Origin of the sequence: Neobacillus sp. WH10 (genome assembly GCF_030123405.1) — a bacterium.
In the GTDB taxonomy this organism is placed as follows: domain Bacteria; phylum Bacillota; class Bacilli; order Bacillales; family Cytobacillaceae; genus Neobacillus.
In genome coordinates this window covers 2926710-2949897 of record NZ_CP126110.1, presented here as the reverse complement: position 1 = coordinate 2949897, position 23188 = coordinate 2926710, and the positions used below count along the sequence as shown (strand labels likewise).

General features: G+C 37.9%; 21 protein-coding genes and 1 riboswitch. Of the genes, 18 read left to right on the top strand and 3 right to left on the bottom strand.

The window, feature by feature from the left end; genetic code table 11:
• Positions 1 to 40: 40 nt before the first annotated feature.
• The 11 genes from QNH20_RS13920 (at position 41) to QNH20_RS13870 (ending at position 11949) form a co-directional block, all read left to right on the top strand.
• Positions 41 to 1219 carry a thiolase family protein gene (locus QNH20_RS13920; RefSeq protein WP_283918604.1) on the top strand — a complete coding sequence of 393 codons (1179 nt, stop codon included), beginning with the start codon at positions 41 to 43 and terminating at the stop codon, positions 1217 to 1219.
• Between the two features lie 63 nt (positions 1220 to 1282).
• Positions 1283 to 2269 carry a methylmalonyl Co-A mutase-associated GTPase MeaB gene (meaB, locus tag QNH20_RS13915; protein WP_283918603.1) on the top strand — a complete coding sequence of 329 codons (987 nt, stop codon included), beginning with the start codon at positions 1283 to 1285 and terminating at the stop codon, positions 2267 to 2269.
• 25 nt (positions 2270 to 2294) lie between these two features.
• The gene (locus tag QNH20_RS13910) at positions 2295 to 2702 is read left to right on the top strand and encodes a cobalamin B12-binding domain-containing protein (RefSeq protein WP_283918602.1); all 408 of its coding nucleotides are present in this window, start codon (positions 2295 to 2297) and stop codon (positions 2700 to 2702) included.
• A 5-nt stretch (positions 2703 to 2707) separates the two neighbouring features.
• Positions 2708 to 4354, top strand: a complete 1647-nt coding sequence (locus QNH20_RS13905) for an acyl-CoA mutase large subunit family protein (protein ID WP_283918601.1) — start codon at positions 2708 to 2710, stop codon at positions 4352 to 4354.
• Between the two features lie 87 nt (positions 4355 to 4441).
• Positions 4442 to 5581: an acyl-CoA dehydrogenase family protein gene (locus tag QNH20_RS13900; RefSeq protein WP_283918600.1), complete on the top strand. Its 1140-nt coding sequence runs from the start codon at positions 4442 to 4444 to the stop codon at positions 5579 to 5581.
• 56 nt (positions 5582 to 5637) lie between these two features.
• Positions 5638 to 7209 (top strand): class I adenylate-forming enzyme family protein, encoded by a 1572-nt coding sequence (locus QNH20_RS13895; RefSeq protein WP_283918599.1) that lies wholly within the window; start codon positions 5638 to 5640, stop codon positions 7207 to 7209.
• Between the two features lie 40 nt (positions 7210 to 7249).
• Entirely contained in the window at positions 7250 to 8446 is a 1197-nt protein-coding gene (locus tag QNH20_RS13890; RefSeq protein WP_283918598.1) for a M24 family metallopeptidase, read from the top strand.
• Positions 8447 to 8522: 76 nt separating this feature from the next.
• Complete coding sequence (locus QNH20_RS13885; RefSeq protein WP_283918597.1) at positions 8523 to 9110, top strand: TetR/AcrR family transcriptional regulator; 588 nt, start codon at positions 8523 to 8525, stop codon at positions 9108 to 9110.
• 304 nt (positions 9111 to 9414) lie between these two features.
• Positions 9415 to 10653: a serine/threonine transporter SstT gene (sstT, locus tag QNH20_RS13880; RefSeq protein WP_283918596.1), complete on the top strand. Its 1239-nt coding sequence runs from the start codon at positions 9415 to 9417 to the stop codon at positions 10651 to 10653.
• Between the two features lie 302 nt (positions 10654 to 10955).
• Complete coding sequence (locus tag QNH20_RS13875; protein ID WP_283918595.1) at positions 10956 to 11495, top strand: GNAT family N-acetyltransferase; 540 nt, start codon at positions 10956 to 10958, stop codon at positions 11493 to 11495.
• Between the two features lie 253 nt (positions 11496 to 11748).
• The gene (locus tag QNH20_RS13870) at positions 11749 to 11949 is read left to right on the top strand and encodes a cold-shock protein (protein ID WP_026574136.1); all 201 of its coding nucleotides are present in this window, start codon (positions 11749 to 11751) and stop codon (positions 11947 to 11949) included.
• A gap of 389 nt (positions 11950 to 12338) precedes the next feature.
• Here QNH20_RS13870 and QNH20_RS13865 read toward each other — a convergent pair whose 3' ends face one another.
• Both QNH20_RS13865 and QNH20_RS13860 read right to left on the bottom strand, forming a co-directional pair.
• The gene (locus QNH20_RS13865) at positions 12339 to 13268 is read right to left on the bottom strand and encodes an NAD(P)H-dependent flavin oxidoreductase (RefSeq protein ID WP_481858103.1); all 930 of its coding nucleotides are present in this window, start codon (positions 13266 to 13268) and stop codon (positions 12339 to 12341) included.
• A 577-nt stretch (positions 13269 to 13845) separates the two neighbouring features.
• Positions 13846 to 14835, bottom strand: coding sequence for an NHL repeat-containing protein (locus QNH20_RS13860; RefSeq protein ID WP_283918593.1), 990 nt, complete (start codon positions 14833 to 14835; stop codon positions 13846 to 13848).
• A 739-nt stretch (positions 14836 to 15574) separates the two neighbouring features.
• On the opposite strand from QNH20_RS13860, the gene QNH20_RS13850 reads away from it, so the two are divergent.
• The 7 genes from QNH20_RS13850 (at position 15575) to QNH20_RS13820 (ending at position 22355) form a co-directional block, all read left to right on the top strand.
• Positions 15575 to 17668, top strand: coding sequence for a peptidase G2 autoproteolytic cleavage domain-containing protein (locus QNH20_RS13850; RefSeq protein ID WP_283918592.1), 2094 nt, complete (start codon positions 15575 to 15577; stop codon positions 17666 to 17668).
• Between the two features lie 535 nt (positions 17669 to 18203).
• A riboswitch (TPP riboswitch) is annotated at positions 18204 to 18313 on the top strand.
• A 147-nt stretch (positions 18314 to 18460) separates the two neighbouring features.
• Positions 18461 to 19456, top strand: coding sequence for an ABC transporter substrate-binding protein (locus tag QNH20_RS13845; protein WP_283918591.1), 996 nt, complete (start codon positions 18461 to 18463; stop codon positions 19454 to 19456).
• A gap of 13 nt (positions 19457 to 19469) precedes the next feature.
• Entirely contained in the window at positions 19470 to 19763 is a 294-nt protein-coding gene (locus tag QNH20_RS13840) for a thiamine-binding protein (RefSeq protein WP_283918590.1), read from the top strand.
• Positions 19760 to 20527 (top strand): ABC transporter permease, encoded by a 768-nt coding sequence (locus QNH20_RS13835; RefSeq protein WP_283918589.1) that lies wholly within the window; start codon positions 19760 to 19762, stop codon positions 20525 to 20527. Before QNH20_RS13840 ends, QNH20_RS13835 begins: the two co-directional genes overlap by 4 nt.
• Positions 20524 to 21264 carry an ABC transporter ATP-binding protein gene (locus QNH20_RS13830; RefSeq protein WP_283918588.1) on the top strand — a complete coding sequence of 247 codons (741 nt, stop codon included), beginning with the start codon at positions 20524 to 20526 and terminating at the stop codon, positions 21262 to 21264. The genes QNH20_RS13835 and QNH20_RS13830 overlap by 4 nt, the downstream gene beginning before the upstream one ends.
• Positions 21261 to 22028 carry a TatD family hydrolase gene (locus QNH20_RS13825; protein ID WP_283918587.1) on the top strand — a complete coding sequence of 256 codons (768 nt, stop codon included), beginning with the start codon at positions 21261 to 21263 and terminating at the stop codon, positions 22026 to 22028. Before QNH20_RS13830 ends, QNH20_RS13825 begins: the two co-directional genes overlap by 4 nt.
• Positions 22029 to 22220: 192 nt before the next feature.
• Entirely contained in the window at positions 22221 to 22355 is a 135-nt protein-coding gene (locus tag QNH20_RS13820; RefSeq protein ID WP_283918586.1) for a hypothetical protein, read from the top strand.
• Between the two features lie 308 nt (positions 22356 to 22663).
• Here the strand turns inward: QNH20_RS13820 and speG are convergent, their stop codons facing one another.
• Positions 22664 to 23179 carry a spermidine N1-acetyltransferase gene (gene speG, locus QNH20_RS13815; RefSeq protein ID WP_283918585.1) on the bottom strand — a complete coding sequence of 172 codons (516 nt, stop codon included), beginning with the start codon at positions 23177 to 23179 and terminating at the stop codon, positions 22664 to 22666.
• Positions 23180 to 23188 lie beyond the last annotated feature (9 nt).

Below are 23188 nucleotides of genomic sequence, written 5' to 3'. Positions count from 1 at the left end.
AATACTCATGATTCAAAAAATAATATGGAGGTCGACAAGTATGGTGGAAGTGGCTGTTGTATCTTTTGCACGAACTCCAATTGGGAGATATGGTGGTATATTTAAAAATATTTCAGCTGTTGAATTAGGGTCTATTGCAATTTCTGGTGCTCTAAAGAAAGCAAATCTATCTGGAGATGAAATTGATGAAGTAATAATGGGGGTAGTTTGGCAAGCTGGATTAAAAGGAAATCCTGCACGTCAAGCTGCGATACAAGCAGGTGTTACAGTTGATGCACCAGCTATGACCATCAATCAACAGTGTTCATCAGGAATTCGGGCAATTGATATAGGCGCTGACCAAATTAGATTAGGAAAAGTAAAGGTTGTAGTGGCTGGGGGCTTTGAAAGCATGAGTAATGTACCTTACCTTGATTTATCAGGAAGGTGGGGACATAAACGGGGCCCAAAGACAATGGAGGATAGCCTTTATTATGATGGTTTAGACGATGCTTTTATTGGAATTCATATGGGAAATACTGCTGAAACAGTTGCTCGGAATGCCAAATTAACAAGAGAAGAAGTAGATGCTTTTGCATATGAAAGTCAACAAAAAGCAGCTCGTGCAATTGAAAAAGGTCGCTTTGAAGAAGAAATTGTTCCAGTTGTTATAAAAAGTAGAAAAGGTGAAGAAATCATTACCACAGACGAATGCCCCCGACCAAACACTACAATAGACAGGCTAAGTAAATTACAACCAGCCTTTGATGTGGAAGGAATTTCTACCGCCGGAAATTCACCTCCATTAAGTGATGGTGGTTGCGCTCTTGTTCTAATGGAGAAAAAATATGCTGAGTCTAAAGGCTTAAATATTTTAGGGATTATTAGAGACGTTGTATCAGTTGGCGTAGCACCGGAAATTATGGGCTATGGCCCTGTCCCAGCCATTAGAAAATTATTAAAAAGAAATGAAATTTCTATAAGTGGAATAGATTTCTTAGAAATTAATGAGGCTTTTGGTGCTCAGGCACTTGCCTGTATAAAAGACCTAGAATTTCCAAAGGAAGTAGTTAATGTAAATGGAGGAGCCATTGCACTAGGTCACCCACCTGGGAATACAGGTGCAAGATTAGTAGGAACAATTTTAACAGAATTAAGACGGCAAGATAAAAAAATAGGAATTGCTACTTTGTGTGCAGGGGGAGGGCCGGCCATTGCATGCTTAATTAGTAGAAATTAATAGGAATTAAATAGTTTTGTAAGCGGATACATTAAATTTGGAATATCTCAGTAGAAAGGGGTTATGAAAATAAGAAACATAGATATTGATCATATGGTGAGTAACATTAAATCACAGAGCATAAGAGATTTAGCCAGAGCGATTACGATTGTGGAGAACCAAGAAGAACACTATATCGATTTAGTTTCAAAATTGTATTCCTTTACTGGTAACTCTCATATAATCGGGATTACTGGCTCACCTGGAACTGGAAAAAGCTCTTTGGTAGATAAGATAGCAACCTCTTTACAGAAAAAAGGGAAAATGGTAGCAGTTTTAGCGATTGATCCTAGTAGTCCGTTTTCCAAGGGTGCCATCCTCGGAGATCGCATACGTATGTCTAGTGTGCAAAAATCCAATGATATTTTTGTAAGGAGTCTCGCTTCAAGGGGTGAAGTGGGTGGATTGGCAAAATCGGTTAGAAATATCATTACCTTAATGGACGGGTTTGGATATGATTGCATTTTAATTGAAACAGTTGGATCAGGTCAGACGGAAATTGAAATCATGAACTTAGCCCACACAACCATAGTGGTAGTTGCCCCTGGATTAGGAGATGAAATTCAAGCCCAAAAAGCAGGAATCATGGAAATAGCGGATGTGTTTGTAGTAAATAAGTCGGATTTACCAGGTGCCGACATGACCGCTAAGCACATCAATCAAATGATTCACACAGAATCAGTGATTAATAGAAAACAAGTACCTGTGTTACTTACATCCGCTGTAAAGGAAAGTGGAATAGACAATCTTGTGAGTAACATTGAAGACCGATGGCAAACGATTAACCTAACAGGTGAACGTTATGAAATTGAAATGAAGCATGCACAATATAAATTATTTGAAAGCTTAAAGGAAAAAATTCTGTGTTATATGGATGAATCGATAATAAATAGCATCGAATGGATAAAAGTGGTAAATGAGGTGAAAAAGAAAAAAACAAATCCTGAAAAAGCGGCTGAAAGCATATTTGCACGCTATTTTACAACTCAAGGTTTAGGAGAAAAAAATTGAGTTTAACTTTAAAGGAGAGTGGAAAATGAATAGACCTATTAAAGTCTTGGTGACAAAGATTGGTTTAGATGGACACGACCGAGGGGCAAGAGTAGTAGCAAGTGCCTTTCGGGAGGCTGGGATGGAGGTGATTTACACGAGTCCTTGGCAAAGAATTGAAGATGTCGTTTCAATTTCCCTTCAAGAAGACGTGGATATTATTGCTATTAGTTCATTAGCCTATGATCATCTGATAATACCAAAGCTAATGAACGCCCTTGTAGAAGAAGAGCTGGATGATAAAAAAGTTATCGTAGGTGGAATCATTCCAAAAGAAGATGAAGAAATTCTGCTAACTGCTGGCGTGGCAAAAATTTTTCATCCAGGAGAATCATTAGATTCTATTATAGAAAGTGTAGAACGACTCATGGAAAACAAGAATGAAATGAGGTGAAGACAATGGAAAAAATAAATCAATATCAAAAATGGAAAGATGATTATGAAAGAGTAAGAGGTGTTTCATCAGAAGAAGATCTCAAATACAATTTATCAGGTATACCTGTAAAGCCATTGTATACCGCTCAAGATTTTCAGAAGCAGAGTTTGTCCTCCCCTGGTCTTTATCCCTACACAAGGGGCATCTATCCAACCATGTACCGAGGGAGAGGATGGAGTCGGAGACAATTAATTGGTCTGGATACACCTGAAAGATTTAATGAACGTCAAAGAGAAATGATTAAGGCAGGATCAAATGCAGTTAGCTTAATCTTTTGTAATAGCTTTTACCGCGGATATGATGCTGATATGGTTGATCCCCTTCTTGTCGGTACATGCGGAACACCAATCAACACAATTGAAGATATGGAAATTGCATTTGATCAAATTCCAATTGATCAAATCAGTATTGGACTTAATGATCCAATCGGTTTTACCGGCCTGGCAATGCTGTTAGTCATTGCGAAGCGAAGAGGAATCCCCTTCTCGAAAATAACAGGAACGAGCAATCAATCTGATTTTATCTCCCATTATGTCGCTAATCACATGTTCTATCGTCTTTCACTTGATGGGAGTTTAAAAGTTTTACTAGATCATATCGAATATACAAACAAACACCTGCCAAATTGGAACCCTGTCAGTATTGTGGGACAGCATATGCAGCAGGCTGGTGCCACCCCGGTTCAAGCATTAGCCTTTACGATTTCAAGTGGTATTACTTATATTGAAGAAACATTAAAAAGAGGCTTGCCAATTGACTCCTTTGCCCCACGTTTTACGTTCTTTTACGATATTAGTATCAGTCTATTTGAAGAAATAGCGAAATTTCGGGCAGGCAGAAGAATTTGGGCAAAACTATTAAAGGAACGGTTTGGCGCCGTTGATCAAAGATCGATGAGATTTAAATTTCATGGTCAAACATCTGGTGCAGAATTAACAAGACAGCAACCATTAAATAACATAGTTAGGATCACCGTTCAAGCGATGGCCGGAATTTTAGGAGGGGCTCAGTCCCTTCATACCGATTCATATGATGAAGCATTAGGTACCCCAATCGAGGAAGCAGCTAGGATCGCGATCAACACACAAAATATTTTGGCTGAGGAATCTGGCATTGCTGACGTAATTGATCCTCTAGGTGGTTCGTATTACGTGGAGAAATTAACAGATGATATGGAAGAAAAGGCCTGGGAGTACATCAACAAAATCGATAAAATGGGCGGTATGATGGAGGCCGTTCGAAATGGCTTCGTTCAAAAAGAAATTGGAGAATCGGCTGATAGATATCAAAGAGCGGTTGATCGAAAAGAAAAGATCATTGTTGGTGTAAATAAATATCAAATTGATGAAAGTCATGACAAAAGGCCACCAGTAACAAGAGTGGCACCAGAACTTGTCGATAATCATTTACGAAGATTAGAAAAATATAAAAAGAATCGAGACCAGCATAGGGTTGAACAAGCTCTTGCAAGGCTTGGAGAGGCGACAAAAGATAATTCCCTAAATATTTTCGAAGAGACCATTTCTGCTATTGAAGCAGGATGTACTCATGGAGAAGTAATTAAGGAGCTTCGGGAGCAACTTGGATTTGGATACCCAAATATCGTTTAAGATTTGCACAATTCATTAAAATCCCCCCATGTTTACCCACACTATAGTTTGAAATAACAAATATCCAAATGAAAAGTAGGGAGATAAATGACTTATCGGAAGGAAGAACATCAAATTTTTCGCAAAGCGCTAAGAAGGTTTTTAGAAAAAGAAGCCTATCCATTTTATGATGAATGGGAAAAGAATCGAATGATACCCAGAGCTTTTTGGAGGAAGATGGGTCAACAAGGATTTCTCTGTCCCTTTATAGATGAAAAATATGGAGGATTAAATACTGATTTCGGCTATTCAGCTATTCTAATAGAAGAGCTTGAGAGAGTCGGAGCTAGCCTAATTGGGGTTTCCAATCATAATGAAATTGTAGTTCCTTATATTCATACCTTTGGGACTGAAGAACAAAAAGCTAAATGGCTCCCTGGCTGTATAAGCGGGGAAATTATAACAGCTATAGCAATGACTGAACCAGGTGCAGGATCAGATTTAGCTAATATTAAAACGACGGCTGTAAAGGATAGAAACCACTACAATGTAAATGGCCAAAAAACGTTTATAACAAATGGAATCCAAGCAGATTTAATCCTTCTCGCATGTAAAACAGATATGAATGAAAAAACTCATAAAGGAATAAGTCTGCTTTTAGTAGAAGGGAATGCGGAAGGATTTAAGAGAGGGAAAAAATTAGATAAAATTGGCCTCCATAGTCAGGATACAGGAGAGCTGATTTTTGAGGATGTAAAGGTTCCAATAGAAAATTTACTTGGAGAAGAGGGAAAGGGCTTTTACTACATGATGGAAAAGCTTCAGCAGGAGCGATTAGTAGTAGCCTTAGCGGCACAGATCGCTGCCGAAAGAATGTTTGAACTAACTATTCAATACACAAAAGAGCGGCATGCTTTCAAAAAGCGAATCATGGATTTTCAAAATACTCAGTTTAAATTGGCTGAAATGGCCACAGAAATTGAACTGGGTCGTACCTTCGTAGACCGATTAGTATCTGAACATATCCATAAAAAGGATATAGTAAAAGAAGTCTCGATGGCTAAATGGTGGAATACCGAGATGGCCAAAAGAGTTGCTTCCCAATGTATCCAATTGTTTGGTGGATACGGTTATATGGAAGACTATGAAATCGCAAGAAGATATCGAGATATCCCGATAGCGGCCATTTATGCTGGTACAAATGAAATTATGAAGGTTATTATCGCAAAAAAACTAGATTTGAACTAATTTTAACCACTATATTGTAATGTTTGCTTTTATTGTTGAGGAGGAGCTGAATCTCAATGTTAATGAAACATATGCTTGAGAATGTAGTAAACGAGAATTCAAATAAAACCGCGCTCATCTCAAAAGGGGTGGAAAGAACTTATCAGGAATTTTATGAGAGAGTAAACAAAATTTCGAATGCACTCTTTCAGTTGAATTTCTATAAAGGTGATCGGGTAGCAATTTTGATGAATAACAGGGCTGAGTATTTTGAATTGTATTTCGGAATTTTTAGTATGGGAGGAATCGCGGTTCCGTTAAATACTAGACTAGGCGTGGCTGAAATAAAATATATTATTAATCATTCAGGGGCTAATACCATTGTGTATGAAGATGCGTATAGGGAAACCATCCATTCCATGCTCGACGAACTGAAAAGTGTAAAAAACTTGGTATGTGTCGGGGAAAAGGATGACAAAAGCTATCAATTTGAAGAATTATTAAGTGCTGTAAATAGTTTGGAATTGGATTCTAATGTAGAAGAAAATGATATTGCCTTCCTATGTTATACAAGTGGAACGACTGGTAAGCCAAAGGGTGCAATGATTACTCATAAAAATATGACACAAATGTGTTGTTATCAGTTAATCGAATTGCCGAGAAATCGAAATTATGTAGGGATGTGTCTTTTTCCATTCTTTCATATTGGAGTCATGATGGGACTTAATAAAGTCGCTATGGGTATGACTTGTGTGTTTTCAGATTTTTCGATTGAAAAGGTTGGAGAATTGATAGAAAAATATCAGGTGAATGATTTAGACATTACTGCAACTCAACTAAAATTGTTTGCTACTTCTGATGCAAGTAAACAATTTAATCTAACTAGCTTAAAAACTGTGACGACAGGTGGAGGCTTCTCTTCACATCATACATTAAAGAGATTTTTTGAGCTATTCCCTGAGAATCAGGATATTGTGGTAGCGAATGTTTATGGAATGACCGAAAATACAGCTCATGTTATGAGCAATATAATAAGCCCGAAGACATTGGGATGCGAAATCGAAAAATTTGCTCTATTACCAGACATAAAAGCATCAGGATTATGTGCAGGGAAACCGATTTATGGAATGCTGGTGAAAATAGTTGATAATTGTGGAAATCAGCTCCCGCAAAATCAAGTAGGAGAAATTCTCGTAAAAAGTGATACTGTCTTAAAAGGGTATTGGCAGGAACCCGATAAAACTAAGGAAGCAGTCGTCGATGGCTGGTATCATACGGGCGATTTAGGAATTCGTTTAACAAATGGAGAGTATTTTATCGTGGATCGTAAAAAAGACATGGTCTTAAGTGGCGATGAAAATGTGTATTCTGCAGAAGTCGAAAATATATTATCTGCTCACCCGCAAGTAAATGAAGTGGCAATTATCGGTCTACCTCATGAAGTATATGGAGAGATTGTAACAGCAGTTGTTGTACTGAAATACAAAGATAGTGTCAATGATCAGCAGTTAAAGGATTTTTGCAGAGGAAAAATAGCCGGTTATAAAATTCCTAAATTAATCTATTTTACTGAACAATTGCCTAGGAACTCTGCTGGGAAAATATTAAAACACAAATTAAAAGGTGATTTTTTCACTTCATCAACTTAAGTTAAAAACTTTTAACCAATATAGAACCAGGAGGATCAAAGTGTCAGAGCCTACAAATAAATTAAGGTATGAATTTGACCAAAGAATAGGAAAACTCCAAAAAAGTTTACAGGAACAAAATCTTGATGGAGCTTTATTTTTTCAATCCGAGGATATTTTTTATTTTACAGGAACGGGAGTAAACAGTGTTCTTGTGGTACCGAGCAATCAAGAACCGATTTTACTAGTTCGAATCAATGTTGAAAAAGGAAGAATGGATAGTTTAATTTCCGATGTCAGACCCTCTAATGGATTAACAACTCTTGTAGACGTAGTAAATCAAGTCTTCGGCGAGAAAAAAATTGCGTTGGGCATTTCATTTGATGTTATCAATCTATCTTTTTATCATCAATTACAAAGACAGTTTTCCAATACTGTTTTTTGTGACATTCAACCAATGGTTTGGTGTTTACGGCTGATCAAATCAGATTGGGAAATAGCTCAGATAAAAGCAGCAGCCGAGATTTCCTATAAAGGAATTGAAGGGGCTATCGGCATTTTAGAAGAAGGAATCAGTGAAATCAAGTTCCAAAAATCGATTGAGCAAATAAAAGTATCTTATGGTGATGAAGGAAACATGATTCAGCGGGGTTCCAATAATAGACTCCCATTTGGAGTAGTGGCATTTGGAAAAAATACTAGTATTATTTCTGGCAATTGGATGACGATGACTAGTATGGGGAGGAGTCCAAGTAGACCTTATGGAGCAGGAAATGACCAACTTAAAAAAGGAGATCTAGTGGTAATTGATCATGGAACTGTGTATCAAGGGTATCATTCAGATGAGGCTCGTACTTTTATTTATGGAAAAGCTGACAAAAGACATAAATATTTGCATAGTGTCGTTAATGAACTCTTAGAAACGGCTATTAGTGAGATTCGGCCAGGGGTTTCAATCTCAGAGGTATATTTACAAGTAGAAAAACTAGCTGACCGTTATGGTTTAAAGGATCAGTTTATGGGCTTAGAGCAATATGGTTTTCGATATATTGGACATGGGATTGGCTTGGAGATTGATGAACCCCCATTAATTTCAGCCTTTAATAAAAAAGTACTTGAGCCAGGTATGGTTCTTGCTATTGAACCTAAACTTATCTTTAAAAATGAGTTTGGGATCACTCAAGAAGATACAATAGTGGTAACGGAGTCAGGATGTGAGGTAATCACGTCATTTCCTCGTGATAGGTTTGAAGTATAAAAGAAATGATGAACTGATTTTAAAATGGTATTAGGATAGTTCACGAGGAATTGTTATTTGAAAGGAGTGGTGATTCTTGTCTTCCTTCCGTGAAGAAAGAGCTGTGGAAAAAAAGCTCACGATCTTGAGAATGGCAGCAAATTTATTTATTCAAAAAGGATATTATGCAACAACCATTGAAGATATAGCAAATGAACTTCGGATGACAAAAGGTGCTATTTATTATTATGTTAATAGCAAGGAAGATTTATTATTTCAATGCCATACGCTTGTGGCAACGAAATGTATAGAAAACCTACAAGAAATTATAGAAAGTAATGATACTTCCTTAAAAAAACTTGAGAAGTCCATTGAGTCCTTAGTCTTATACATTATCGAAGAAAATGCCGTCTTTAATATTATTAACAGACATAACATGCTGTCCGAGGAACTGCACAAAAAAGTCCTTTTACAAAGAGATTCCTATGAAGAACTGTTTGAATCCGTCTTAGAAGATGGCAAAAACGACGGCTCCTTTCATACGGAGAATGTAAAGCTAGCAAAGTTATTAATACTCGGTTCAATAAACAATATTTCTACATGGTATAAACCACGAGAAGGCCAGTCAAACAAAGAAATTGCAAACTTCTATTCCAAGAACTTAATAAAGGTATTAACAGAATAACGCAGATTCGAATAAAATCTGTAGATGTAATAGGTTCTACAACGAAGGGAACGTACCTGTCCTCCCGTCTTATTAAAATACTATTGTAATATATCTAAATATTCTCTATAATATTATTTATTAGATAGTTTTTAGTAGAAGAAGTAGATAGAGATGATAATGGTCATCTATCGATGCAAGGTACCTATTTCATTTGAGGTGACCGCTATTAGAAAATCATTAGATTGATAAATAGTCTGATAGTAGTACGTCTAAATTGATTTTGGAAAATTGCACTTTTTCTAATACAAGCGGGGGGATGACTATGAAAAATCTAATGAAAAAATGGAATCAAGTGAGTCTGGTAAAACAAATAATTATTGGATTGATTATTGGTATAATCCTGGCTGTAACGATCCCAGATGTTGCTAAACCTGTTGTCATTTTAGGATCTTTGTTTGTTGGTGCTTTAAAAGCGATAGCACCTGTTTTGGTACTCTTCTTAGTTATGTCAGCCATCGCTCAACACAAGAGCGGTCACCAAACGAACATGAAATCGATTATTGGTCTTTATCTGTTAGGTACTTTTTTAGCTGGATTAATCGCAGTTATTGTAAGCTTTGTGTTTCCTGTAAGCTTAACACTTGCAAAAGGCGTTGAGGATTTGACGGCTCCTGGCGGTGTTACAGAGGTTCTCAAATCGTTACTGTTGAACGTTGTGGATAACCCAGTTAAAGCCATTTTTAATGCGAATTATATCGGTATTTTAGCTTGGGCGGTAGTCCTTGGTATGGCTTTAAGAAATGCTCCAGATACAACAAAAACGATGATTTCTAATTTTTCAGATGCCATTTCCAAAATGGTTACATGGGTGATTAAGTTTGCACCATTAGGAATCATGGGTCTAGTAATTGACTCTATTACGACAAATGGAATTGAGTCTTTACTAAGCTATGGAAAATTACTTGCTGTTTTGATTGGATGTATGCTCTTTGTGGCTCTTGTGGTCAATCCAATCATTGTGTTTACAGCTATCCGTCAGAACCCATTCCCACTTGTATTTAAGTGCATAAAGGAAAGCGGAATTACAGCATTCTTTACACGAAGCTCAGCTGCAAACATTCCAGTCAATATGAGATTATGCGAAAAACTAGGTTTGGATAAGGATACTTATTCTGTATCCATTCCACTAGGTGCAACCATCAATATGGCTGGAGCAGCTGTTACGATTTCTGTTTTGACACTTGCAGCAGTTCATACACTAGACATTCCTGTGGACATACCTACAGCAATCATCCTCAGCGTACTGTCAGCTGTATGTGCCTGTGGTGCTTCAGGAGTTGCTGGCGGTTCCTTATTACTGATTCCTCTTGCATGCAGCTTATTTGGAATCCCAAATGATGTTGCAATGCAGGTAGTTGGAGTAGGCTTTATCATAGGTGTTTTACAAGACTCCTTTGAAACGGCTCTTAACTCATCCACTGACGTCCTTTTCACAGCAACAGCGGAGTTTAAGAAGTGGCGTAAAGAAGGGAAAAAAATAGAGATCAATAAAGCAGCATAATGAAGTAACCTTCGTTCGAGAAGGAAGACAAATAAACCCTGGATTCTTTAGAATCCGGGGTTATTTATATGATTTTTATGATTTTTTCTTCAAGGCTCCTTTTTTAACAAGATAAATTAGTGTCCGTTGATTTTTATGAATGTACATTTGAAATATGATTAAGTCATTATTGAAAAAAGGATAAACCTTTTTAGTGTTGAATTATTTTTTAAAAGATTCTTTAAGAAAAAATATGTTCTCTTTAAGTTCGATTCGTATTTCCTCCAAAGCATCTGAATGATTCATAAAAGAGGGTGACATTTTTGATATTTGAAAAAGAAGGAATAAAGGTACGGCAATTGCAGCAAGAGGATAAACTTTTACTAGTTAAATGGCTTTCTAACCCTGCAGTTCTTGAATATTATGAAGGGCGGGACAATCCTTTTGATTTAGACAAGGTAAATAAAAAGTTTTATGATCGGGATAATGAAGTTATAAGATGTATTTTTGAGTATGAGGAAAAAGAAATCGGATATATCCAGTTTTATCAGCTAAATGATAAAACCAGTTCTATCGAAGATTATGGTGTGGAAGAAACTGTTTTTGGTATTGACCAATTTATTGGTGAAACCGAATATTGGAATAGAGGAATTGGATCGTTACTAGTAAAGTCTATGGTCCTGTATTTAATTGGGCAGAAACAAGCTAATAGAGTAATCATGGATCCTCAAATCACCAATGTTAGGGCATTAAAATGTTATGAAAAATGTGGATTTAAAAAGATTAGAATACTCCCTAAACACGAGCTTCACGAAGGAAAATATCGAGATTGTCGGTTAATAGAATATAAAAAATCAATGTAGCATGGATGCTATATAATTGAATATTCCGCAATGGAATAAGGCATTTCTTGTTGAACGGGTGCTTGAGTTAAAGATGGAATTGCGGCTGCAGACTCATTATTTACCTTGCAAATACAATAAATCAATGATATCCTAATAGAGAATTATTTTTGTTCGGTGTAAATGATAGCATAAGTTTCAACTTCTTCTTGATGACCACTGAGAGCAAGGATAGTAATACATTGTGTGGAAAACACACTAGGAGGCAACAAAAATGGAAAACGGTAAAGTAAAATGGTTTAACAGCGAAAAAGGCTTCGGATTCATCGAGCGTGAAGGTGGAGAAGACGTATTCGTTCATTTCTCAGCGATTCAAGGCGAAGGTTTTAAAACTTTAGAAGAAGGTCAAGCAGTAACTTTTGATGTTGAGCAAGGTCAACGTGGAGCACAAGCTGCAAACGTTCGTAAAGCTTAATTTTAAAAATAACGAAAGACAGACTCTTAATTTGGAGTCTGTTTTTTATTTTGCTTAAACCATATCAAAGAACCCCACCCATAAATGAGTGGGGAAGTTGAAAAACAGTAAATCAAATGGTAAACAAAGTGTAGCATACAATTAGGGAATGTCCAAATTCTTTTTCGAAGAGAAAGAACTATTCCTTTTCGTTTCTTATAAGATTAATTCTTTCCAAAGGAAATTAATCTCCATAATCTTGCTTATTAAACAAAAAAGCTGCTTCTTGAATATCCGTCTGTCAAAAATGAGACTTTTTGTTATTGGGATACCGTCAGAAAAATGCGGATTTACAACGATAAGCCCATTTTCAAGACGATTCCCCAAAAATAAAAGTGTAAAATAATATGTTATTGCTCCATTGCTTTTTGATATTCTACTTTTAGTTTTTCAATGATTTTTTGGACGGGGAGAATCTCCTTGATTTCATCTACTTTTGCACCAGCAAAAACGAGACCATTTTCGACATCACCTTCTACGGATTTAACCAAAGAATCGAGCGTGCAAAAACGATAAGAGCAATTTTTAAGACAATTATGGCATTTCGTAATTTTAAGTTTCTCTGATCCACTGATTAAATCAGTGAAATTATTGGTAATTGCCCTTCCTTGTAAGCCCACAGTCGTTTTAACTAAAATTGTATCTTCCTTACGAGCATTAACATATTTTTGCTTAAAGGAAAGAGGGGCATCACATTCCTCGCTTGCAACAAATCTTGTTCCCATTTGAACACCTGATGCCCCCATTCTAAGAGCTTTAGCAATATCATATCCAGTCATAATTCCTCCTGCAGCAATAACTGGGACGGAAACGGCTTCTACAACTTCAGGAAGTATGTCAAAAAGAGGCCTGTCAGTCCCTAAATGTCCTCCTGCTTCAAAACCTTCAACAACAACAGCAGCAGCTCCAAGTCGCTCAGAAATTCTAGCGAGTTTAGCAGAAGAAACAATTGATATGACTGGAATTGCAGCTTGTTTTCCCCAAGCATACATATCTCTTGAAATTCCAGCACCTGAAATAATGAAATCAACTTTTTCATCAAGTGCAGCTTTCATTTTTTCGGCAAAATCATTCATGGCAAACAATACGTTGACTCCGATGTACCCTGTATCCTTTAAGAGACTTCTAGCTTTTCTAATATGTGTACGCATATCTTCAACTGAAATTCCTGTGCCAGATATAATTCCAACACCACCAGCATTTGCTACAGCTGAGGCTAGATTGCTTAATGAGATTCCGACGCCCATTCCACCTTGGAAGATTGGAACTGTAGGCATCATATGCGAGATTTTCAGTTGTGGAAAGTTCAATTAAATTCCTCATTTCATATGATATTTTGTTTATTAATTCTAAGATGTCATAATAATTCCTCCTCTAATAGTTACATTTGTCATTGTCACAAAAAATTCAAAAAACCTAAATTATTCTTTCTACACGGCCCCTTTAGGATGGAAGCAAATTAATTTACTGGGAGAATACCATTTTAATTCAGAGAAGATGGTCTCATTAGATTATTTAAGATCATTTTCATTCTCTGTGGTGAAGCGCTGATTTTTGCACTTCATAGATGGCTAATGGGGCAGGTTAGTATCAGTTGTGAAAAACGATAATCCAAAATTGCGTATAGTCTTATGGCAAAATTATTATATGGTGAAGTAAATATGAAGATTTTTAAGATTAAGTACTAAATAGTGTTGACTCATTTAAAACCGAAAAAACAGGTCACAAAATGGGTATGATTTACATTTTGTGACCTCGTTTAATTTATTCAGGGACCTATCACCTTATCAGTTGAAGAACATTTTTTTGAAAAGGAGACCAACCAGTGATTTTCAGTGTCAGATTCTCCAATCCGAGTTATCCCATTGCTTCATCATCGTAAGCAAGTGTTGCCGGATTGGTCTTGCCAAACGTCAGATACCATGGCGATCCTAACGGCCCCTTTGCAAAAGCGGCAGGGACGATAACATCAAACGTTTTATCATCGTTGTAGCGCCGCACCGAACCTGTATCAGGTCCATTGCCCGTAACGGGAACAAACAATTTTCCGTTCGGTCCGAACAGGATTGCTTGTGCAAAGGCACGGGGTTGTCCAATTCCAACCAAATCAAGATCAATTTTGTCAAGAAACTCCCCAGTACCACCTTTGAAGACTAGAATTTTGTCGGTTGCACTGATGTTGGTTGGGACACTTCGGAAACTAGTCACATAGAGGTTTCCATTGGGATCGAAGACCAAGCCCTCAGGACGTTGGAGGTCGTTTTCGCTGTTACTCTCAACGAACACATCATGGAACATGCGATTATCTAAGTCGAAGCGAAGCACCGAGCCGCCAAGTCCCGTAGAAAAGTTGACTACAGAGACATACAACAAATTGTCGGGACCGATGACCACGCCGCGGGGATAAAACTCTCCACTGAAAGCAGAGTAATCGAAATTGCCAAGAAATGCCCCGGTTGTGCCATCATATGCCCGTATTTCTCCAGGATTATTGGTTGGTCCTTGGAAATCCGCGACAATCAGGACATTGTCGCTAGAGAGGACCATTCCGCGCGGGGCGAAGGGAGCTCCATTGCCTTTGGATGGAACTAGGTCACCCAGGTACTTACCGTTCTGTCCGTTAAACTTGACTACATTCCCGTTCTTTTTTTTGTCGACGTTCTGGTTGCAGACAAGAAGATTGCCTTCACGGTCGAAGATAAGACCTCGAGGATCTTTCAAGTGACCATTTACAAAAGTGCCAAGGAAATTCCCAGTTAATGCGTCGAAACGCTTCACGGTATTGTCACGGTCATCACCAATGTAGAGTAAGTCCTGTCCTAAACTATTATATATTTGAGATGCCATTTAACATCACTCCTTTCTCCTATCAATATATAAATCTAGAAGTAGGAATGAAATAGTTCGTATGTGGATTTTGCTGCACAATAAAATTATCCTAATAAAGTCAAAATTATAAATCCATATAAACTTTAATTAGCTTATATACTGCAACGGCCAAACCCAATAAGCTTGCTTTCATTTTAACAGGATGATTTCTTTTATTAGCATATAGGTAAAACAATATAACGACAAATCCTAACGGAAACCATAATTGAAATTGACCGCCATCTTTAGTGGATTGTGAATAAAGTGGCGCAATGTAGGAACTAATCAAGAAATATAGAAAAATAGTAAAACGTCGATTCTCTAATTCCTTACTCCATTTCTATAATAAATAAATGATCGCTATTAAAATAAGAGAAATCATTATAGGTGGAAGTTGAATCGTCAAATCTCCAAATTCAAATTGCATTGCCCATCAGTCCTTCCATTAAACAAAATATCCGATATTTTACATTTATTATAATATTTGGTGTTCTTGTATTACTATCAGTACTTGAACTCTAGATAAAAAGTTTCTTTGACTTTTTCTAACTTAATTTCCTGCACTACCTTAAGCTCTGGGTTTTCTTGGGATTTCACAAAAGGACTACAACACATTACCTTAATAATATAGAAAGCTTAAGTTTTTTACTCATTTTTACACCAATCATTTGCCTAACGTGTATATTATCAAAAAGATTGTTTTAAAGGAGTGTACGTTATGCCGAATGGATGTAATCAACAGGCCCTAGGGGTATGTTCGCACTCGGAAGGTCAAAATACTACAGCCCAAGGGGATTATTCACATGCCGAGGGTCAAAGTTCCTATGCGGAGGGAATAGCTTCCCATGCGGAAGGTTACCAAACGTATGCAAAAGCTGGTGCTTCGCATACGGAAGGGATGATGACACGTGCATTTGGTATTCAATCACACGCAGAAGGGTATCAGACATTTGCACGTGGGGATCGCACACATGCAGAAGGTGGGTTCACCGAATCGGGTGGTCAGTATTCCCATGCAGAAGGGATGAATACAAACGCTCGAAAGGATTATTGCCATGCAGAAGGGGTACAAACGGTCGCAGGAGCTGAACGAATTGGCGAAGATACATCGGGCAGAGGAGTTGCTGCACATGCAGAAGGATACAGTACACTTGCAGATGGCACAGCATCCCATGCGGAAGGGTATCTGACTAAAGCTAATGGTAATTATGCACACGCAGAAGGTCATCGATCCGAGGCAATTGGTCCTTCCTCGCATGCAGAAGGTGAACATACACAGTCTATTGGAGATTTTACTCATGCAGAAGGCGCTGAAACACAGGCGATTGGTAATACTTCTCATGCGGAAGGCCTCAGTACAATCGCTAGAGGAGAGGCGGCACATACAGAAGGCAGAGAAACGACCACTGTACGAAATTATTGTCATGCAGAAGGGTACAAAACGAGGGCAGGTAGTATTTTTGAAGGTGATGGCGGCTTAGCTGCCCATGCTGAGGGACAGGAAACAGGTGCTTTTGGAGATGCTTCCCATGCGGAAGGCCGTGAAACAATGGCAATCGGAAGATATTCCCATGCAGAAGGGTATAAGTCACGCTCACATGGATTTTATTCCCATGCAGAAGGTGAAACTACAATCACAAGAGGCGAATCATGCCATGCGGAGGGTTCTAACACAACAGCGGTCGGCAAAGCATCCCATGCAGAAGGAATGAGTACATTAGCAGGCATAGTTGCTGCTGGATATGAAAATACGGGTATTGCTTCTCACGCGGAAGGATTTCGGTCGAGAACTGAAGGGTTTGCTGCTCATGCAGAAGGTAGAGAGACATATGCATATGGCGACTTTTCGCATGCAGAGGGGAGTGGCTCTGCCACTTATGGACCTGCTTGTCATGCAGAAGGTGTAGCTACGGAGGCTCGAGATTATTTCACACATGCGGAAGGGTATAATTGTAAATCGAGTTATTTTGCATCACATGCAGAAGGCTTTAACTCAGTTGCCAGCGGGATGTCTGCTCACGCTGAAGGGCAAGACACTAGAGCAAGCGGACATAATTCTCACGCCGAAGGACAACAAACGATTGCTGATGGCTATCGGTCTCATGCAGAGGGTTTTTATACGTCAACAAATAGCATAAAAGGTTCTCATATTATGGGGCAATTTGGCGACGCTGTTTATGAATACGGTTGGCATATGGCAGGTGGTTATTCTTTTTTTGGAACCATATATAGATTTCTTACGGCCACAATTCAGAACAATGGAAATGCAACTTTTCGAAGAGTGGATACCTATGGCTCTGACTATGCCGAGTTGTTTGAAACAGTGGATGGGCAAGAGATTGACTTTGGATATTTCGTCACATTGGAAGGGGAGAAAATACGGAAAGCTAGTTTAGATGATGACTTTATCCTTGGAATTACGACCGCCGAACCGGGTATCCTCGGTGATAGTCAAGAACTTTGCTGGAAACATATGTTTATTCGCGATGAATGGGGGAGGGTTCAATATCAAGATGATATAGTCCCTGCTGAAAAAGATCATCAAGGCAATGTACTGATACATGAGCGAATTGAAAGGCATCCGAGCATAAATCCTGAATGGGATTATGAACGAGAGTACATCCCACGGTCCAAAAGAAAAGAATGGGTAGCTGTTGGCATGATCGGTAAACTGTTGGTTCGTGATGATGGAACTTGCCGAGTAAATGGGTATTGCAAACCAAATAATCAAGGGATTGCTACTACCTCTAGTGAAGGGTATCGGATAATGAAGCGCACAGGACCTAATCAAGTATTGCTTATCCTTAAGTAGTGAAGAAACGATAGAACTCCAGTGATGAGTTCTATTTATTTTATTGCAATTAAACCTTGGTATTCTAGTTAAAGCTTCTGTCTGTAAAAAAAAATATATATATATCAAAATTACTCTCGTATATTTCAGGTATAACACCCCTTTTTTACACACTTAGGATTAGCTTTTTACATGAAAATAGATCATCAGGATAATTTATTTGATGAAATTGAGGAAACAATCTATCCAGATACAAATTTGAGAGAATAATAAAATAAGCATTTTATCATGATCTTCATTTGGCAAGATTTTCAATAATATTTCAGGTCTGAACATCTGCTATTAGCTGAACAAAAAATCGAAAAATTCAATAAGAAGCTAACGAAAGTGTTAAAAAAGAATTTTCCTGGTCTCTATGAAAAAATATCAAACTAATCCTTATAAACTAGATGTTAATGATAGGAAGTATTTGTTAACGGGATAAAAGCATAAATATATAAAAAAGTTGGCATTGACTACCTTGACTGATATAATAGTGGAGAAATAAATTGAATACGATGAAATGTGGGGGGACCGGTGTTGCCGGTTGAGATTTAGTCCTTGAGACGATGACCCTTGGAACCTGATCTGGTTGATACCGGCGGAGGGAACATATTCTTAAACAATTAATTGTTTGCTGATATGCACTCAGGGTTCTTTGCCTGGGTGCTTTATTTTTGTTTATGCAAGTTTTTTCCTCCTATCAGACACTGAGGTTTCAGCCTATTTGATTTGTTTCACTTTAGATTTTATTTTGCATAGGGGGGATTCAACATGAAGAAATGGCTAGTATTAGTCCTATCAGTTTTTCTAATCACTGGATGCAGCAGCAAAAAAGAAACAGAAAACGCGAAAGGAACAAAGCAGCCGCTAAAAAAGGTTTCGATTGTACTAGATTGGACGCCAAATACCAATCATACTGGATTATATGTAGCAAAAGAAAAAGGATTCTTTAAAAAAGAAGGCTTAGATGTGGATATTATCATGCCGGGTGAGACCGGAGCTGACCAACTAGTGGCTTCTGGCAAGGCGCAATTTGGTGTTGGCTACCAAGAAGCGATTACCCAAGCACGTGTACAAGGGGTGCCGCTAGTATCGATCGCTGCAGTGATACAGCACAATACATCTGGATTCGCTTCACCAGCTGCTAAACAGATTCAATCACCAAAAGATTTTGAGGGAAAAACTTATGGTGGATGGGGCTCACCTGTCGAAAAATCTGTCATCACTTCTATAATGAAAAAGGAAAATGCCGATGCAAATAAGGTGAATATTGTGAACATGGGGGATACAGACTTTTTTACGGCTGTAAAAAGAGACATCGATTTTGCGTGGATTTACTATGGGTGGACAGGTGTAGAAGCAGAGCTTCGTAATGAAAAAATTAATATGGTTTACTTAACAGATTACTCTGACAAACTGGACTACTATACACCTGTTTTAGAAACAAATGAAAAAATGATCGAAGAGAACCCTGAAACGGTTAAGGCGTTCGTAAAAGCTGCTGCAAAGGGGTATGAATTTGCCATCAAAAACCCTGATCAAGCTGCGGATATCCTGATAAAAGCAGCACCTGATTTAGATCCAAAGCTTGTAAAAAAGAGTCAAGAATGGTTATCGCCGAAATATCAGGATGATGCAAAGGAATGGGGGATTCAAAAACAAGAGGTTTGGGAAAATTATGCCCAATGGATGTATGAGAATAAGCTTCTTGACAAGAAATTAGATGCAAAAAAAGCATTTACAAATGAGTTTTTACCAAAACACTAGGGGGAAGAAAAACATGGCGAATTCATTAATCAGCATTCAAATAATCCCAAAAACAAAGGATGGAGAAGATGTTATTCCATATGTTGATGAAGCCATTAAAGTAATTGATGAATCAGGTGTGAAATATGAGGTACACCCGTTAGAAACTACAATGGAAGGCGAACTTCACGAATTATTTACGGTGATTTCAAAAATGAATGAACGAATGATTGAAATGGGAAGTAAAAATGTCATTTCTCAAGTGAAGATCCTTTATCAGCCAACAGGCATTTCCATGGATGACTTAACGGAGAAATATCGATCATGAGGAAGAATCTTGTAAAAGGGTGGAGACCGGTATTAGTTCTCCTCCTTTTGTTTGTCATTTGGGAAATTGTCGTAAAAATAGCAGAAGTTCCGGAATGGCTTCTTCCGCCGCCATCAAAGATTTTCGCAGAGGCCATGACTGGGTGGCGTGATTTTTATCCAGATGTGTTTTCGACGGTTAAAATTTCACTATTTGGATTTGCGATTGGAGCATTCATTGGACTGGCGGTCGCCATTTTACTGCATTTAGTTCCTATTTTGAGGGATTCCTTCTATCCATTGTTGATTTTATCGCAAAATGTGCCCATTATCGTTCTTGCCCCACTATTGGTAATTTGGTTTGGGTTTGGGTTATTACCAAAAATGATTGTGATCACCCTAGTTTGTTTCTTTCCCATTACAGTGGCAGCTTTGGATGGATTTAGCCAAACCCCTTCAGAGTTGAAGCATTATATGATGATGGCAGGTGCATCAAAAACGCAGCTTTTTTGGAAATTGGAGCTGCCGTTTTCGTTGCCATCGATTTTTTCAGGCTTAAAGATCTCTGCTACGTATAGTGTAATGGGGGCAGTTATTTCCGAATGGCTTGGTGCTAAGCAGGGGATCGGTGTCTTTATGACATTCGCATCGTCGTCTTTTCGAACGGATCGGGTGTTCGTTGCTATTTTTACGATCATGTTCTTGAGCCTTTTATTTTTCTCTTTAATCGTTTTTATAGAACGAAGAGTGGTTCGTTGGCAGCCGAAAGGGGATTATAACAAATGAGCTATCTCCGTTTTCAAAACGTTTCAAAGCGTTTCGGGCAAAACGAAGTACTAAAAGACCTTGATTTTTCAATCAATAAAAATGAATTTGTTTCTATTATTGGCCCTTCAGGTAGTGGGAAAAGCACCATTTTTAATTTAATTGGCGGCATTCTTTCACCAGATGAAGGGGATATCCTTTTAGACGGTCAGACCATTAATGGCAAGCGTGGTTTTATTAGCTATATGCCGCAAACTTCTTCTCTTTTCCCATGGAGGACGATACTTGAAAATGTCCTTCTTGGTCAAGAACTTCAGGGAAAAAAAGAAGTAAAAGCAGCACGAGAGATGCTGGCGATCGCAGGACTCTCTGATTATGAAAACGCCTATCCTCACGTGCTTTCAGGAGGAATGAAGCAGCGGGCTGCTTTTATCCGTGCCTTATTGAGCCCGCAAGAGGTGATCTGTCTTGATGAGCCGTTTTCAGCTTTGGATGAGCTGACCCGATTTGAAATGCAGAAATGGTTAATGGAAATGTGGGAATCACATCGAAGGACTATTCTATTTATTACTCATAATATTGAGGAAGCACTGTTTCTATCTGATCGGGTGATGATGCTGTCTGGTAAGCCAGCAAAAGTCGTTTCAAACCTAGAGGTTCCTTTTGAAAGGCCACGGCACGAAAGGATTCTGTTAGATGAAAGCTTTATTCGATGGAAAAGGGATTTATATTACCAATTAGTAGGTGAAGTCAAATGAACATGATCGACGCTCATATTCATTTGGATCACTATCACGATGAGGAAATCAAAAAGCTTTTTCTGGATTCTGCCCATATCGAGGCCTTGATTTCTGTATCCTTTCACTTGGATTCCAGTAAAAGAAATCTTTTGCTTTCACAAAAATATCAAAAGGTAAAACCTGCATTTGGCTACCATCCAGAACAAGCATTGCCTTCTGTAAGCGAGCTGAATGTGCTGCTAAAGTGGATGGACGACCACCGTGATGAAATGATTGCTGTCGGGGAGGTGGGGCTGCCATACTACTTAAGGCAGGAGCAGGGGATTTCGCTTGCTCCATATCTTGAAGTATTGGAAGCATTTATCAGGATGGCGAAAAAATGGGACAAACCGATCGTTCTTCATGCTGTTTATGATGATGCTCCGCTCGTTTGTGACCTTCTCGAAAAATATTCTGGTTCCAAAGCGCATTTTCATTGGTTTAAAGGGGAGCAGAAAACAATAGATCGAATGGCAAGAAACGGCTACCATATTTCTATTACCCCTGATGTGGTGTATGAACAAGAAATCCAGCAGCTTGTCAGAGTCTATCCACTCGAGCTAATGATGGTTGAAACAGATGGTCCTTGGCCATTTGAAGGTCCATTTTCAGGGAAAATGACCCATCCGAATATGATGGGGGAATCCATAAGGAAAATGGCTCTGATCAAGAAGCTTTCCGTTACGGAAGTTTCAGCTGTCTTACTTAAAAACACAAAAAGGTTTTATCAACTAATATCTTGAAGCTGCCGATCAAACATTGGCAGCTTTTTTTATTTATAAAAGATTTTTCTATCTAATCGTAAATACGTCCCAGATTATTATTTGAGATCTATGTTTGGTACTTAGCCATCAGTTAAACACACAAGATGAGTAATGCCAAAATAAAATAATTTTCAAAAATTTGAAGAGAATAATGGTTCGGAGGTGAAAAAAATGGATGAAAAAACGAAGAGTTATCCGAATGTAAGTTTAGGCGGAAAAAAGTCTAATGAAAAAGGTGAGGGTGATTCTGGCCATATGCGTTATGGCCAAGGAAACAAAGGTGAAAGCAAAGGAAGAAATAAGTAATGATATAATAAGGTTGTCCAAGTATATCAAGTGGTCATGTAAAAACTTTTTACGTGACCACTTTTTTTAAAACAATTTCTTTCAAGGAGAACCTAAAAAAAACGTAAAGAGAATGATGCTAATCGAAGACGGGGAAATTTCGACAATAAGTAACAATAGTCTTAGTTTAAGTTTATTTACTTTATTAAGTCCATTAAAATACCAAAAATCCCTGTTTTTTGATCGAATTCAGGGATTTTTGGTATTTTAATGATGATAAGGAAGGTAGATCGATTCCTATAAGACGGTCCACTAATCTAAATAAACGGTTATTTCATATCTAAATATTGTTGTTGGAAGATGCACATTCTTATTGCATTATGATAGTGACCATCAACGAAAAATTCATCTTGTAACTCACCTTCAATTCTAAAGCCCACTTTTTTGTATATATGCGTTGCTTTTTCGTTTTCTTTATCAACTATTAAATAAACTTTGTGCATATTTAATACTGAAAAGGCGTAATCCATTGCTAAACGGGTTGCGCATGCTGCATAACCATAACCTTGATACTTCGGATCAATGATAATTTGAAATTCTGTTCTTCGATGAATGTAATCGATCTCCACTAATTCAACTAATCCAATCATATTATTATCTTTTTCTACTATAAAACGACGCTCACTTTGATCATGAATGTGCTTATCATATAAGTCTTGCAACTCCACAAAAGCTTCATAAGGTTCTTCAAACCAATAAGACATAATATGTGCATCATTGTTAAGTTCATGAACAAATTTCAAATCCTCTCGTTCTAAAGGACGCAGTTTAAGTTCTTGACTCATTTTTTTAAC

What these genes read in the sequence shown, in the direction of transcription:
- QNH20_RS13920 (WP_283918604.1), top strand. Translation starts at nt 41, where the DNA reads ATGGTGGAAGTGGCTGTTGTATCTTTTGCACGAACTCCAATTGGGAGA.
- meaB (WP_283918603.1), top strand. Translation starts at nt 1,283, where the DNA reads ATGAAAATAAGAAACATAGATATTGATCATATGGTGAGTAACATTAAA.
- QNH20_RS13910 (WP_283918602.1), top strand. Translation starts at nt 2,295, where the DNA reads ATGAATAGACCTATTAAAGTCTTGGTGACAAAGATTGGTTTAGATGGA.
- QNH20_RS13905 (WP_283918601.1), top strand. Translation starts at nt 2,708, where the DNA reads ATGGAAAAAATAAATCAATATCAAAAATGGAAAGATGATTATGAAAGA.
- QNH20_RS13900 (WP_283918600.1), top strand. Translation starts at nt 4,442, where the DNA reads ATGACTTATCGGAAGGAAGAACATCAAATTTTTCGCAAAGCGCTAAGA.
- QNH20_RS13895 (WP_283918599.1), top strand. Translation starts at nt 5,638, where the DNA reads ATGTTAATGAAACATATGCTTGAGAATGTAGTAAACGAGAATTCAAAT.
- sstT (WP_283918596.1), top strand. Translation starts at nt 9,415, where the DNA reads ATGAAAAATCTAATGAAAAAATGGAATCAAGTGAGTCTGGTAAAACAA.
- QNH20_RS13870 (WP_026574136.1), top strand. Translation starts at nt 11,749, where the DNA reads ATGGAAAACGGTAAAGTAAAATGGTTTAACAGCGAAAAAGGCTTCGGA.
- QNH20_RS13865 (WP_481858103.1), bottom strand. Translation starts at nt 13,268, where the DNA reads ATGATGCCTACAGTTCCAATCTTCCAAGGTGGAATGGGCGTCGGAATC.
- QNH20_RS13860 (WP_283918593.1), bottom strand. Translation starts at nt 14,835, where the DNA reads ATGGCATCTCAAATATATAATAGTTTAGGACAGGACTTACTCTACATT.
- QNH20_RS13850 (WP_283918592.1), top strand. Translation starts at nt 15,575, where the DNA reads ATGCCGAATGGATGTAATCAACAGGCCCTAGGGGTATGTTCGCACTCG.
- QNH20_RS13845 (WP_283918591.1), top strand. Translation starts at nt 18,461, where the DNA reads ATGAAGAAATGGCTAGTATTAGTCCTATCAGTTTTTCTAATCACTGGA.
- QNH20_RS13840 (WP_283918590.1), top strand. Translation starts at nt 19,470, where the DNA reads ATGGCGAATTCATTAATCAGCATTCAAATAATCCCAAAAACAAAGGAT.
- QNH20_RS13835 (WP_283918589.1), top strand. Translation starts at nt 19,760, where the DNA reads ATGAGGAAGAATCTTGTAAAAGGGTGGAGACCGGTATTAGTTCTCCTC.
- QNH20_RS13830 (WP_283918588.1), top strand. Translation starts at nt 20,524, where the DNA reads ATGAGCTATCTCCGTTTTCAAAACGTTTCAAAGCGTTTCGGGCAAAAC.
- QNH20_RS13825 (WP_283918587.1), top strand. Translation starts at nt 21,261, where the DNA reads ATGAACATGATCGACGCTCATATTCATTTGGATCACTATCACGATGAG.
- QNH20_RS13820 (WP_283918586.1), top strand. Translation starts at nt 22,221, where the DNA reads ATGGATGAAAAAACGAAGAGTTATCCGAATGTAAGTTTAGGCGGAAAA.
- speG (WP_283918585.1), bottom strand. Translation starts at nt 23,179, where the DNA reads ATGAGTCAAGAACTTAAACTGCGTCCTTTAGAACGAGAGGATTTGAAA.